9 protein-coding genes, 1 pseudogene and 1 riboswitch are annotated in these 13,619 nt (G+C 65.1%); of the genes and pseudogenes, 4 read left to right on the top strand and 6 right to left on the bottom strand.

Annotated elements, in window-relative coordinates:
* Nucleotides 1–25: 25 nt before the first annotated feature.
* The 3 genes from prfA to M1E10_RS06195 all read left to right on the top strand — a co-directional run bounded on the left by prfA (nt 26) and on the right by M1E10_RS06195 (nt 3,013).
* Nucleotides 26–1,108, top strand: a complete 1,083-nt coding sequence (gene prfA, locus M1E10_RS06205; protein ID WP_499175509.1) for a peptide chain release factor 1 — start codon at nt 26–28, stop codon at nt 1,106–1,108.
* Nucleotides 1,105–1,974: a HemK/PrmC family methyltransferase gene (gene prmC, locus M1E10_RS06200; protein ID WP_499175508.1), complete on the top strand. Its 870-nt coding sequence runs from the start codon at nt 1,105–1,107 to the stop codon at nt 1,972–1,974. The genes prfA and prmC overlap by 4 nt, the downstream gene beginning before the upstream one ends.
* A 304-nt stretch (nt 1,975–2,278) precedes the next feature.
* On the top strand, nt 2,279–3,013 hold the full coding sequence (locus M1E10_RS06195) for a DUF4167 domain-containing protein (RefSeq protein WP_499175507.1): 735 nt from the start codon (nt 2,279–2,281) through the stop codon (nt 3,011–3,013).
* Between the two features lie 145 nt (nt 3,014–3,158).
* Here the strand turns inward: M1E10_RS06195 and M1E10_RS06190 are convergent, their stop codons facing one another.
* The 5 genes and pseudogenes from M1E10_RS06190 to M1E10_RS06170 all read right to left on the bottom strand — a co-directional run bounded on the left by M1E10_RS06190 (nt 3,159) and on the right by M1E10_RS06170 (nt 8,336).
* Entirely contained in the window at nt 3,159–3,923 is a 765-nt protein-coding gene (locus tag M1E10_RS06190; protein WP_499175506.1) for an ABC transporter ATP-binding protein, read from the bottom strand.
* Nucleotides 3,920–4,954 carry a FecCD family ABC transporter permease gene (locus tag M1E10_RS06185; protein WP_499177098.1) on the bottom strand — a complete coding sequence of 345 codons (1,035 nt, stop codon included), beginning with the start codon at nt 4,952–4,954 and terminating at the stop codon, nt 3,920–3,922. Before M1E10_RS06185 ends, M1E10_RS06190 begins: the two co-directional genes overlap by 4 nt.
* 2 nt (nt 4,955–4,956) lie before the next feature.
* A complete protein-coding gene (locus M1E10_RS06180) occupies nt 4,957–5,973 on the bottom strand; it encodes a TroA family protein (protein WP_499175505.1) in 1,017 nt (338 codons plus the stop codon).
* 163 nt (nt 5,974–6,136) lie between these two features.
* A riboswitch (cobalamin riboswitch) is annotated at nt 6,137–6,362 on the bottom strand.
* A 191-nt stretch (nt 6,363–6,553) separates the two neighbouring features.
* Nucleotides 6,554–7,926: pseudogene (locus M1E10_RS06175) on the bottom strand (PepSY-associated TM helix domain-containing protein).
* Between the two features lie 53 nt (nt 7,927–7,979).
* On the bottom strand, nt 7,980–8,336 hold the full coding sequence (locus M1E10_RS06170; protein WP_499175504.1) for a DUF2946 family protein: 357 nt from the start codon (nt 8,334–8,336) through the stop codon (nt 7,980–7,982).
* 380 nt (nt 8,337–8,716) lie between these two features.
* Between M1E10_RS06170 and clpB the strand changes: the two genes are divergently transcribed.
* Nucleotides 8,717–11,317, top strand: a complete 2,601-nt coding sequence (gene clpB, locus M1E10_RS06165) for an ATP-dependent Clp protease ATP-binding subunit (RefSeq protein WP_499175503.1) — start codon at nt 8,717–8,719, stop codon at nt 11,315–11,317.
* A 127-nt stretch (nt 11,318–11,444) separates the two neighbouring features.
* Here clpB and M1E10_RS06160 read toward each other — a convergent pair whose 3' ends face one another.
* On the bottom strand, nt 11,445–13,382 hold the full coding sequence (locus M1E10_RS06160; RefSeq protein WP_499175502.1) for a peptidoglycan DD-metalloendopeptidase family protein: 1,938 nt from the start codon (nt 13,380–13,382) through the stop codon (nt 11,445–11,447).
* Nucleotides 13,383–13,619 lie beyond the last annotated feature (237 nt).

Below are 13,619 nucleotides of genomic sequence, written 5' to 3'. Positions count from 1 at the left end.
AACAAGAAAATGGAGTGACATCAGGGTGGCGAAGCTTCCTGTAGACAAGATGCGCGAGCTGGAGCGGCGCTTCGGCGAAATCGAGGCGCGCATGTCCGAAGGTCCGGCGGCGGACGTCTACGTCCGGCTGGCCTCGGAGTATTCGGAACTGCAGCCGGTCGTGGGCAAGATCCGCGAGTACGAGAAGGCGACTGCCGAGGTGACGGATCTGCGGGCGCTGCTCAACGACCGAGCGACCGACCGGGAGATGCGCGAGCTGGCGGAGATGGAGCTGCCGGAGGCGGAGGAGCGGGTCGAGGCGCTGGAGAAGGACATGCAGGTCCTGCTCCTGCCCAAGGACGCCGCCGACGAGAAGAGCGCGATCCTGGAAATCCGCGCCGGCACCGGCGGCAACGAGGCCGCGCTCTTTGCCGGCGACCTGTTTCGCATGTACGAGCGCTACGCGGCGGCCAAGGGCTGGAAGGTCGAGGTGCTGTCGGCCAGCGAGGGAGAGGCCGGGGGCTTTCGTGAAATCATCGCGACCGTCAGCGGGCGCGGCGTGTTCTCCAAGCTGAAGTTCGAATCCGGCGTCCATCGCGTGCAGCGCGTGCCGGATACGGAAACCCAGGGGCGCATCCACACCTCGGCCGCGACGGTGGCGGTGCTGCCGGAGGCCGAGGAAATCGACATCGAGATCCGTCCCGAAGACATCCGCATCGACACTATGCGCGCGTCCGGCGCCGGCGGCCAGCACGTCAACACTACCGATTCCGCGGTACGCATCACCCACCTGCCGACCGGCCTGATGGTCACCAGTTCAGAGAAATCGCAGCACCAGAACCGTGCCAAGGCGATGCAGGTGCTGCGCTCGCGACTCTACGACATCGAGCGGCAGAAGGTCGACAGCGAGCGCTCTGCCGACCGCAAGAGCCAGGTGGGTTCGGGCGACCGTTCCGAGCGCATCCGCACCTACAACTTTCCGCAGGGACGGGTGACGGACCACCGCATCAACCTGACGCTCTACAAGCTCGACCGGATGATGATGGGGGAGATCGACGAGGTGGTGGACGCCTTGATCTCCGACTATCAGGCCGGGCAGCTGGCGCAACTGGGCGAGAAGAGAGGGTGACGTCGCTCGAGGCTGCCGTGGCGGGCGCGCGGGCGAAGTTTGCCGCAGCCGGCCTGCCGGATGCCGCAATCGAGGCACGTCTGCTGATCGGCGGCCTGATGGGGCTGACCAGTACGCAGGTGTTTGCCGGCGGCGATCGGGTGCTGACGGCGGCGGAGGCCGCGGTCATTGGGGACGCGGTCGCGCGACGCCTGAAGCGCGAGCCGGTGCACCGGATCCTGGGGGAACGGGACTTCCACGGCATGACCCTCAGGCTTTCAGCGGAGACGCTGGAGCCGCGGCCGGACACGGAAATGCTGGTCGAGACGGTGCTGATGCATGTGAGGCGGATTGTCGCAGCCAAGGGCGTGGCCCGCGTGCTTGATTTGGGAACCGGAACGGGTGCCATCCTGCTGGCTCTCCTGAAGGAGTGCCCTGCCGCACAGGGCGTTGGCTCCGATGTTTCCGAGGACGCCCTGCGCACGGCCCGCGACAATGCGGAGCGGCTGGGGCTCGGCGACAGGTTTCAGGCAGTGCGCAGCGACTGGTTTGCGGACATCCCCGGACGGTTCGACATAATCGTGTCAAACCCGCCCTATATCAGGGCAGATGTCATTCCAGCGCTGGAGCCGGAGGTGCGGGATTTCGATCCCCCCAGGGCTCTCGACGGCGGACCTGACGGGCTTGATGCCTACCGCGCGATTGCAGCCGGCGCCGGTGCGGCGCTCCAGGCCGACGGCATTCTCGGCGTCGAGATCGGCTTCGACCAGAAGGACAGCGTCACGGAAATCTTCATTGCCGCGGGCTTCGTGCTCCGGCAGGCGGTCCGCGACTATGGGGATAACGACCGCGTCCTCATCTTTGCTCCCGAAAAGCCAGGTCCCTGATTTTGCACGGCGAAAGAAAAGGCTTGGATTTACTTGGGAAGCGCGATAGCTTGCGGCCACGCACTGGGCGGCTGGGAATGAACGGAGATTCGTTCGGGTTTAAGTCAACCTTGAGACCGGCTCTATTACAGAGTTTCGAAGGTTGAATATTTCCTGGTGCGTGAATCAGTTAATTTGACTTTCACAAGCGGCAGGCGACCTTGTTTCGTCCTGTCCGTGGCGCGCGAAGTCCTGGTCTGGCATGAGCCAGCATGGCCGCGTGGTCCCTTATCAGCGGAAAACAGAAAATTCAGGTGAACGATCTATGAGGCCAGGACAGCAGAACAAGCGCGGTCGAGGGCGCGGCGGCTCCAGCAACAACAGCGGCGGCGGCAACAACAACAACTTCAACCGCAAGGGCGGCAACCCGCTTACCCGCACTTACGACAGCTCCGGCCCAGACGTGAAAATCCGTGGTACGGCTCAGCACATTGCCGAGAAATACTCGACACTTGCCCGCGATTCCCACAGTGCCGGCGATCGGGTCATGGCGGAAAACTACCTGCAGCACGCCGAGCACTACAATCGGATCATCGCCACTGCCCAGGCGCAGATGCAGGAACGGTCCCAGCGCGACGAGCGCGGTGACTACCAGGATCGCGACGGCCAGGACGGCGACGACAACGACAACAACGATATGGACGACGACGGCAACGGCCGGTCGCAGTATCCCCACGAACCCCAGCAGCAGCCGCAGCCGCAGCAACAGCCGCCGCAGCCTCGCCGGGAGCAGCAGCCGCGCCGCGAACCACGCCGTGAGCAGGCGCCTGTCGCCGCCGCAGTCGAGGCACCAGTGGTCGATGGTTCAGGCCCGCAGCCTGTAATCGAAGGCACGCCGGCCGAAGTTGCAGCCGAAGAAGGAACGGGCGAAGCGCGTCAGCCGCGCCGCCGCAATGCCGGCAACCGGCCGCGCCGGACCCGTCGCGGCGAAGGTGACGCACCTTCCGAAGGCGGCGCCGACGATGGCCAGCCTGCCATGGCGGACGTCGCCAGCGAGTAAGCCAGCCCAAAAGCTGTGATTTGAACGAGAACTCCGGTCGAAAGGCCGGAGTTTTTCTTTTCCGGGGAGTGTGGGCGAGGTGAAACGGGGCGATCACATTCGGGCCGCTCCCTTTCGGGGCGGGATGCCACCTGCCCGATACAGTTCAGCCCATGCGGTACTGTATATTGCAGCGGCCATGCACCGGCGATTTCTCCACATGGGCGCGGACGCCGAAGACGGTTTGCAGCAGGTTCTCAGTCAGCACCGCCTCCAATGTCCCGACTGCGACGACACGGCCTTCCTGCAGCACCGCTAGCCTGTCGCAGAACATGGCCGCGAGATTGAGGTCATGCAATGCGACGATGCAGGTGATGCCGAGCTTGGAGACCAGCGAGAGGATCTCGAGCTGGTGCTGGATATCAAGGTGATTGGTCGGCTCGTCCAGGATCAATTCGTCCGGCTCCTGGGCGAGTGCCCGGGCAAGATGGACACGCTGCCGCTCGCCGCCGGAAAGTGTCTGCCAGAGCCGGCCGGCGCGCTCCTGCATGTCGACCCGTTGGAGTGCCTGCGTGACGGCCGCCTCGTCCTGCGTCGTCCAGGGGGTGAGAAAACCGCGGTGCGGGGTGCGGCCGAGCTGGACCACGTTGCGCACCGTCATCTGCGTGTCCGTCTCCGACTGCTGTTCGACCAGCGCGATGCGCCGGGCGAGCGAACCGCGGGCAATTGACGAGAGATCGTCGTCTCCCAGACGGATGACGCCGCTTTTGATCTTTCGTAAGCGACAGATCAGCCGCAGCATGCTGGATTTCCCGGATCCGTTGGGTCCGAGCAGGCCGAGCACCTTGCCCTTTTCCGCATGAAGGCTGACGCCGTCGACGATGAGGGTGTCGCCGGCGGCAAAGCTCACGTCATCAAGGGTAATGCTCATGCTGTCTTCCTCGCCCGGTAGAGGATCAGCGCGAAGGCCGGAGCGCCGAAGAGCGCCGTGACGACGCCGATCGGCAGGATCTGCTGGGGGATGATGATGCGTGACATGATATCGGCGGCGACCATGAAGATGGCACCGAAAAGGGCGGCGACCGGCAGCAGGCGCGCATGGCCCGGCCCGATCAGGAAACGGGCGGCATGGGGAACGACGAGGCCGACGAAGCCGATCGACCCGACCATGCTGACGACGCAGGCCGTCATGGCGGCGGTGGTGCCGAGCAGCACGACCTGCACCCGCCGGACGGAGACGCCGAGGGCGGCGGCGGCATCGGTGCCGAAGGCAAAGGCATCCAGCGCCCGCACATGCGCGAGGCACACCAGAAGGCCGATGAGCGCGACGGGAGCCGATAGATAGACGTCCGGCCAGCGCACGCCGCTCAGTGATCCGAGCAGCCAGAACAGGACGCCGCGCGCCTGTTCGGCATTGGCGGAGGTGGTGACAATATAGGAGGTCAGTGCACTGAAGAGCTGCGATCCGGCGACGCCGCAGAGAATGACGCGCTCGCTAGTGCCGCCGACGCCCGCCGCCAGGATGCCGACCAGGAGGAAGGCGATGGCCGCACCGATAAAGGCGCCGCCGGAGAGGCTGAGCACGCCTGAGCCCAACCCGAGGATGGTGACGCAGACGGCGCCGGTGGATGCGCCGGCGGAGATGCCGAGCACATAGGGTTCCGCGAGCGGATTGCGCAGCAGCGCCTGCAGCACCGCGCCGCAGAGCGCCAGCGAGGCGCCGGCGCTGGCGGCGACCAGCGCGCGGCTGAAGCGATAGTCCCAGACGATCCCCTGGTGGATGCGGCTGAGTTCGAAGCCAGCGTCAAAAAGCCGGTTGGCGACGGCCTTTGCGGTCGTGGCGAGCGGGATGGCGATCTCGCCGATTGAGACGGCGAGGCTCACCATCAGGGCGAGAAGCAGAAGGCCGACCGCGGCAAGCGCGAAAAGCGACCACCGTGGCGAACGCGCGGGAAAAGCCAGGCTCACCGTGCAAGACCGAAGGTCTTGATGCCGTCCGCCAGGAGCTCGATGCCGTCGACCGTGCGGATCGTCGGGTTCATCGACTGCGCGTCCATCATGACGAAGCGCCTGTTCCTGACGGCGTCCAGCTCCTGCGTGACCGGATCGTTCTCCAGGAAGTCGATCTTCACCTCCGGATTGTCGGCGGCATAGCGGCGACGATCCATGGTGGCGATGACGATCACGGAAGGATCGGCGTCAGCGATCGTCTCCCAGCCGACGAGCGGCCATTCTTCCTCGGTGTCGACGACATTGCGGGCACCAAGCGTCTTGAGGATGTAAGCGGGCGCTCCGTTCCTGCCGGCGATGAAGGCGTCGCCGTCGACTTCCTTGCTGGAGAACCAGAAGACGACGGGCAGGTTCTTGCCGGATGCGCCGGCAACGGAGGCGATCGCTGCCGTTTCCCGCTGTTTCAGATCGGCGATCAGGGCGTCGCCGCGTTCCGTCACGTCGAAGATCTCGGCGAGCTCGGCAATCTGCTGGTAGACCAGGTCCATGGTGAAGAGCTGCCCGCGAACGCCGTCGCCACCGTTGGTATTAACCTTGGCGACGCAGTCGGCCGGCGCGACATAGGTGTCGATGCCCAGTTGCGCAAACTGCTCGCGCTTGCCGACGGAGCCCTGCGCGCCGACGTGCCATTCAAATTCGGCCGTGACCAGATCCGGCTCCTGCCCGACGACGGATTCAAAGCTCGGATCATTGTCGGCCAGCCGCTCGATGCCGCGATTGACCTCGGCGTATTGCGGCAGCACCGGACCGACCCAGACGGCGGTGCCGACGAGCTTGTCGGCAAGACCGAGGGAGAAGAGGATTTCGGTCATTCCCTGACCGATCGAGACCACCCGCGAAGGCGGTTTGTCGAAGGTGACCTCCTGACCGCAGTTGCTAATCGTCAAGGGGTAGGCGGTGGCTGCAAGAGAGGGCGTGGCGAGGCCGGCAAGGCCGAGCGAAAGCGTGAGGCTGGCAACAAGCTTGTGCATGAAATCATCTCGATCAGGAGGAAAGGAGGCGAATGCCGCGGTTCAGACGGCATCGGCGGCGCGGCCGCGGGCGGAAAACCGGTCGAGACGGAGGGGTGGTGCCTGGGGGCAAAGGTGCAGGTCGGTCATATCTGTTCCCTTGCCGGGCATCCCCGCCCGGCCGACTGAGTGGTGTTCGATGGCAGGTCTCCTGGCTCACGGATATCCGCCCTTCATCTGCCTTCCCGGGAAAACCCAGTGGCATGGCGCCTTGCGACGCCCGAGGATGAGTGGCAATCCGCTTACAGTTGCGGGGGCAGCCACGGTCTCGGCACCTCTTCGGGCCTCACCGTGTTCCCTATTAATCCCCTTCGAGTCACCGTCGGGGAACCATCGCAATCAGCTAAACGTGAAGCGGGCCTCATGGTCAAGCCCGATGGAGCGGTGTGGGTTTGGGCGAGGAAGGCAGTAATTCGTCATTGCGCCGTCTCCAAAGCGATATGTAATAACATTACTTATAGCCAAGAATTGGGCATGTCCAGATGCTGTCTGAACAGGAGGCTCCGGTCGCGTCGCCGAGGGTGCGCCGAAGCCTCGATCTTCAGGTCGTTCGCTTGCCCTTGAGGTGCGTATAAGCCCAGTCAAGCGTCAGCATGACGATGAGCGACAGGCCGACCAGCGGAAACAACAACCCGCCGATGACCAGGATCGCCAACAGGCCACGGAAGACCCGCCGGTCGGAGGGCATGGGCGGGACGCCGAGAGAGACCCGGCGGGTCGACGTTTCCACCACATGACGCCGGCCGAGACGGCGAGCAGAACGATGGCGGCACAGGCGATCGCGAGCACGATCTGGTTGGCGAGGCCGAATTCCTGGCCCATGTGGACGTTGATGCCCCATTCCAGCCATTTGCCGAGCGGACCGTATTCCCTGAAGCTCATGTCGATCAGAGGCTCGCCGGAATACTGGTCGAGATGCACGACACGCTGCTGCGAAAGATCGTCGGGATAGACCGAGCCGGTGAAGACGCCGGTCGGCGTGGTCGGGATGTTGACGGCATAGCCGGGATGCAGACCCAGCCGCTCCAAGGTCTGGACCGCCTGATCGAGGCCGATGGTCCCCGCGCCCTGCGGGTGTTCCGGCGACTGCGGAACCTGTGCCTGCTCCATGGACCAGGAGGTCTTGGCGACATGGTCGAGATGTTCGTCCGACATGGGAACGGCCACCCGCACGCCGACCGGATAACCGAAGTTGCTGCCGTTCGCCCACTCGTTGACCTTGGCGCCCCAGACGCTCGACCAGGGCATCCCGGTGACGGCGAGAAACACGATGAAGACACCGACGAAGATGCCGGTGACCGCATGCATGTCGCGCCAGAAGACACGGCGTCTGGGCGTGCCCCGGACGCTGAGGACGCCGCCGGTCCGGTTCCTTGGCCACCAGAGGTAGATGCCGGTCCCGACGAGCAGGATTGACCAGCCGGCGGCGATCTCGATCAGCCAGCGGGTGGCGGTGCCGAAGTATTTCAGGCTGTGGAGAGTGCGGACGGTCCACATCACCGTGCCCCGGTCCGGCAGGGAGCCCAGCACCTGGCCGCCATAGGGATCGACATAGACGGCAAGCTTGCCCTGGTCCGCCGTGTTCACCGTGATTTCGGCGGAGGCGTCGGGCGTGGCGGGATCGGTGAACTTCAGGGCGGTGCCTGGAAAGGCTGCCGTGGCTGCCGCGACCATGGCCGCCGGCGAGGCCATGCCGGCGTCCTGGCGGATCTCCACCCGCAGCAGATCGGCATGAATGACGGCGTCGAGTTCGTCGCGGAAGAGATAGAGCGCGCCCGTGACGGCGAGCGTGATCATGAAGGGCAGCACCAGCAGGCCGGCGTAGAAGTGCCAGCGCCAGACGGCGCGATAGAGGTCGGATGGGGATCGCACGGCAGCGCCGGTGCTCTCCCGCCCGAGGGTGATGTCGGACATAGGTCGTCTCCTGGGATGTCATCATTGCGGGACCGGCCGATGGCCGGTTGACGTCAGGAGATGGGAGGTGCGCGCGGTTGCGGCAGCAAGCCCCGCAGCGCCACGACGACATCCTGCGGAGCCGCGAAGGATGCGGTGTAGAGCTGGTAGACATTGCGCAGGCCGAGGAAGGCCGTGCCGGGAAGGATCGCCACCGGCGTCGTTGCGGTCAGGCGGCAAAGCGAAGCGCAGGGGCAATCGGCTGCCCCCTTCGAGGAACCGTCGCCGCCGAATGGCAGGTCGCCGGCCATCGTGCCGTCGGAGACACAGATGATGTGCAGCGGATCCATGGCCGAGGCCGCCATGGCGCTTCGCGTCACGGCGCCGACGAAGCCCTGCAGCAACAGGAGATAGGCGGCGAGCACTGCCATGGCAGTGGCCGAAGTCCGGTCTCCGATCACGCGGCGCAGCATCTTCATCAGGGCTGGATGGCACAGGATTGCCGCAATGTCACCCTGGCTGATTATGGGGATGATTCTGGGGCTGATCTGGGGCTGATCAATGGAAGGACGATCCGCCCGCGACCGATCTGACGTGAATGCCGGCGTTCGCCTGTCCGGTGATGTCGGATCTGCAGGCTGGCGGCAGGCGCTGCCAAATCCTTCAACGGCTTCTTTAAATGCGCAAAATCGCCTCCCATATCTGGATCGACGCCGAAAGTTTCGGCAGACGGGCTCGCCTATTGAGGGAGCTCAATCTCAATCATCGTTGCGTGCCGTATACTGGGCGAAACGATCCGTGGAGGTTTGACATGAACATCGAGAAATATTCGGAACGGGTGCGCGGTTTCCTGCAGTCGGCCCAGAGCAAGGCCTTGTCTGACGGGCATCAGCAGTTCACGCCGGAGCATGTGCTGAAGGTGCTGCTCGACGACGACCAGGGCATGGCCGCGGCACTGATCGAACGCGCTGGCGGCGATGCCAAGGCGGCCCGCATCGCCAACGACGCAGCCCTTGCAAAACTGCCCAAGGTGTCCGGCGGCGAGGGGCAGATCTATCTGTCGCAGCCGCTTGCGAAGGTGTTCTCCACCGCCGAAGAGGCGGCCAAGAAGGCAGGCGACAGTTTCGTCACCGTCGAGCGGCTTCTGCTGGCGCTGGTGATCGAGACGAGCGCCTCGACGGCGGCGACCTTGAAGAAGGCGGGGCTCACGGCGAATGCCCTCAACCAGGCGATCAATGACCTGCGCAAGGGTCGCACGGCCGACAGCGCCAATGCCGAGCAGGGTTTCGACGCGCTGAAGAAATATGCCCGCGACCTGACGGCGGAAGCCCGCGAAGGCCGGCTCGATCCGGTGATCGGCCGCGACGACGAGATCCGCCGGACGATCCAGGTGCTGTCGCGCCGCACCAAGAACAATCCGGTGCTGATCGGCGAGCCCGGCGTCGGCAAGACGGCGATCGCGGAAGGCCTGGCGCTGCGCATCGTCAATGGAGACGTGCCGGAGAGCCTGAAGGACAAGCGGCTGATGGCGCTCGACATGGGCTCGCTGATTGCGGGTGCCAAATACCGCGGCGAGTTCGAGGAGCGCCTGAAGGCGGTGCTGAACGAGGTCCAGTCCGAAAACGGCGAGATCATCCTGTTCATCGACGAGATGCACACGCTGGTCGGGGCCGGCAAGGCGGATGGGGCGATGGATGCTTCCAACCTCCTGAAGCCGGCGCTTGCCCGCGGTGAATTGCATTGCGTCGGCGCCACCACGCTCGACGAATACCGCAAGCACGTGGAGAAGGATGCAGCGCTTGCCCGCCGGTTCCAGCCGGTCATGGTCAACGAGCCGACGGTCGAGGACACCATCTCGATCCTGCGCGGCTTGAAGGAGAAGTACGAGCAGCACCACAAGGTGCGGATCTCCGATTCCGCTTTGGTGGCGGCCGCCATGCTGTCCAACCGCTATATCACCGACCGCTTCCTGCCCGACAAGGCTATCGACCTGATGGACGAGGCCGCCTCGCGGCTGAGGATGCAGGTGGATTCCAAGCCCGAGGAACTCGACGAGCTTGACCGGCGGATCATGCAGCTGAAGATCGAGCGCGAGGCGCTGAAGAAGGAAACCGACGTGGCGTCCGGCGACCGGCTGAACCGGCTGGAGACCGAACTCGCCTCGCTCGAGGAAGAAGCCGGGGCGCTGACGGCCCGCTGGCAGGCGGAGAAGCAGAAGCTCGGGCTTGCCGCCGATCTGAAGGGACAGCTTGACGAGGCCCGCAACGAACTGGCGATCGCGCAGCGCAAGGGCGAGTTCCAGCGCGCCGGCGAACTTGCCTATGGCGTCATCCCCGGCCTGGAGAAGGAGCTCGCCGCGGCGGAAGCCCAGGACACGAGCGTCAATGCCATGGTCCAGGAGGTCGTCAGCCCGGACAATATCGCCCATATCGTCTCCCGCTGGACCGGCATTCCGGTCGACCGGATGCTGGAGGGCGAGCGCGACAAGCTGCTTCGGATGGAAGACGAACTCGCCAAGTCCGTGGTCGGCCAGGGCGATGCCGTCCAGGCGGTGTCGCGGGCCGTGCGCCGCTCGCGCGCCGGCCTGCAGGATCCGAACCGGCCGATCGGCTCGTTCATCTTCCTCGGGCCCACGGGCGTCGGCAAGACGGAGCTGACGAAGTCGCTCGCCCGCTTCCTGTTCGACGACGAGACGGCGATGGTGCGCCTCGACATGTCGGAATACATGGAGAAGCATTCGGTCGCCCGGCTGATCGGTGCGCCTCCCGGCTACGTCGGCTACGAGGAAGGCGGCGCGCTGACGGAAGCGGTGCGGCGCAAGCCCTATCAGGTGGTGCTCTTCGACGAGATCGAGAAGGCGCATCCGGATGTCTTCAACGTGCTCCTGCAGGTGCTCGACGACGGGCGGCTGACGGACGGCCAGGGCCGGACGGTGGACTTCAAGAACACGATCATCATCATGACCTCCAACCTCGGGGCGGATTATCTCACCGCACTCGGCGAACACGAGGATGTGGACAGCGTCCGCGACCAGGTGATGGATGTGGTCAAAGCCTCCTTCCGCCCGGAATTCCTCAACCGCGTCGACGATATCATTCTCTTCCACCGCCTGGCGCGCAACGAGATGGGAACGATCGTCGACATCCAGATGAAACGGCTGGTGTCGCTCTTGGCCGAGCGCAAGATCGCCATCACGCTCAACCCGGACGCCCGCGAGTGGCTGGCAGCCAAGGGCTACGATCCGGTCTATGGGGCGCGGCCGCTGAAGCGGGTGATCCAGAAGTTCGTGCAGGATCCGCTGGCCGAGCAGATCCTAGGCGGGCAGATCCCGGACGAATCGGCAGTGGCGGTCGACGCCGGCACCGATCGCCTGCTCTTCCGCGTCACGCGGCCAGTCCGCGAAGCGGTGTAAAAGGTCGGGTCCGCGAAGCGGCGTAAAAGGTCAGGTCCGCGAAGCGGCGTAGCCACGCAGCGCACGACGAAGATGGCGGCCTCTGGGGCCGCCATTTTTTTCCATCTAGATCAGTCCTGTCGTGGGATCAGCGGCTGGCGACTTCCGCCGGGTCGCCGCCGGTGCCAAGCAGCGCATCGATGCGGCTGCGCTCGTCCTTGAAGCGGGCAAGATCCTCGCCGGCCAGCGACTTGCCGCCGGGCAGGCGGATCTTCATCGGATCCACCTTGGTGCCATTGACGATCAGCTCGTAGTGCAGATGGGCTCCGGTCGAGAGGCCGGTGGAGCCGACGTAGCCGATCACCTGACCCTGGGTCACCTTGGCGCCCGGCTTGACGCCCTTGGCGATGGCGCTCTGGTGGTTGTAGGAGGACTCGTAGCCATTGGCGTGGCGGATGATCGTCTGGTTGCCATAGCCGGACGACCATCCGGCCGATTCGACGGTGCCATTGCCCGAGGCGATGATCGGCGTGCCGCGGGGGGCGGCCCAATCGGTGCCGGTGTGCATGCGCGAAAAGCCGAGGATTGGATGGCGGCGCATGCCAAAGCCCGAGGTCATGCGGCCGTTGGGCACCGGATTGCGCAGCAGGAACTGGCGGATGCTCTTGCCTTCGCCGTCGAAATAATCGATCGAACCGTCGTCGGGATCCTGGAAGCGATAGAAGCGAGTGGTCGTGTCGCCGAAATGGGCGTTGACATAGAGAAGCTCCGACTGATCCGTCGCCTGGCCGCTCTTGTCCATGACGGAGAAGAAGGCCTCGATCGTGTCGGTGGGTTTCAGCTGCGCCTGCAGATCGACGCTGCTGGCGAGCAGCTTGACCAGCAGTCCGGTCATCTCGCTGGTCATGCCATAGGAGAGGGAGGCCCGGTAGATGCCGTCATAGACGCGCGGCAGGTCACGACCCGCGGTCACCTGCGGCGGCTGATCGCTGAATGCGCCGGCGACGGCGTCGAGGAGCGGCGGCGCCTCGGCGTCGACGATGCGGCCGTGGTCGTTCAGCGCGATCGTCACCTCGTGCTGTCCGCGGCGATACACCGAAGCGCGCACGACGAGAACCATGTCGCCCTGCTGCAGCACGCCGATGCGCAGCACGTCACCCGGGTTGAGCGTCGGTTCCTTCATCCGGTTGCCGAGATGGCCGGCGATTTCCTCGGCCTTGCCGTCCGGATAGCCGACATCGGTGAGAGCGGTCCTGACGTCCTTCTCGGTACGGATCGGGATGACGTCATCGGCATAGTCGCGCGTCTTCGGCGTCACCGGCTCTGCCGGCGTCACCGTCATGTTCTGCTCGACGATGCGGGCCGCAAGGCCTGCCGTAAGGTCGAGTTCGTCCTCGTGGGAAGAGAAGCGGCGCGGGTCGACATAATAGAGAGCCGACAGCTGGGTGTCGCCGTCGGTCAGGACGGACCCGTTGCTGCGGACGTTTTCCTCCACCTCGTCCAGCGTCATGGCGGCGGCAAAGGGGTAGGTCGCGCCTTTCTTGGGGAAGGGCAGGGCCCGCAGGCTGACTTCGGATTCGACCTCGGAGCCGTAGATGATGGCCGTGCTGCCGGGGGCCGGATCCGGGCCCTCGCTGGAGGCGAAGATCGTCAGCGGGTCGAAGGCCGGATAATCCTCCTGGGCCACATGGTTGGCCGCGAGGTTCATCTTGACGTGCGCGAAGGGTCGGCGGCGGATCACTTCGCGCTGGCCTTCCTGGACGACGGTGGAAACCTCCATGACCTTGCGGTCGGTCGGCATCGCGACGATGTTGCCGCCAAGCAGCCGGTTGCCGCGGGTGACGCTGTCGGCATCGGCCTCGAGCGGCAGGGCGACCGAGGCTTCCGCCGGGATCGCCAGCTGCTGGCGTCCGTCGAGGGCGGCAAACAGGGCAACACCCATCAAGATGGAAGAGGTGATGCCGGTCAGAAAGGTGCCCGAAAGCCAACGCAGCGAAATCTCGCGGCGATCCGGTGCGCGCCGACCGTCGGCCAGAAGCGGCGGTTCGTTGCCGAGCGTTCGGATCATGCTGCGGGCGCTGATCATGCCTGTCCTGACGGTCCCCTCTGCTCCTCTGCGCTCGCCCGGAAGTGTGGCGGCGGGAGCTTGGCTGAAACATGTGCCCCTTCTGCCAGTCAGTGTCAAATCGGGGCAGCGATGCGTTCCCTCTATAAGAAGCGCATCGCCTGGCCCGGCTTAGACAGCAGAATTGTGAAGATATGGCGGCGGCAGCAGAGGAGCCTCGCATTGCAGGCGGCGGACCGGGGTTTTTGGCGTCGATCC

The organism is Rhizobium sp. PK7-22 (assembly GCF_056530405.1).
This window is presented reverse-complemented; position numbering and strand designations above follow the sequence as displayed.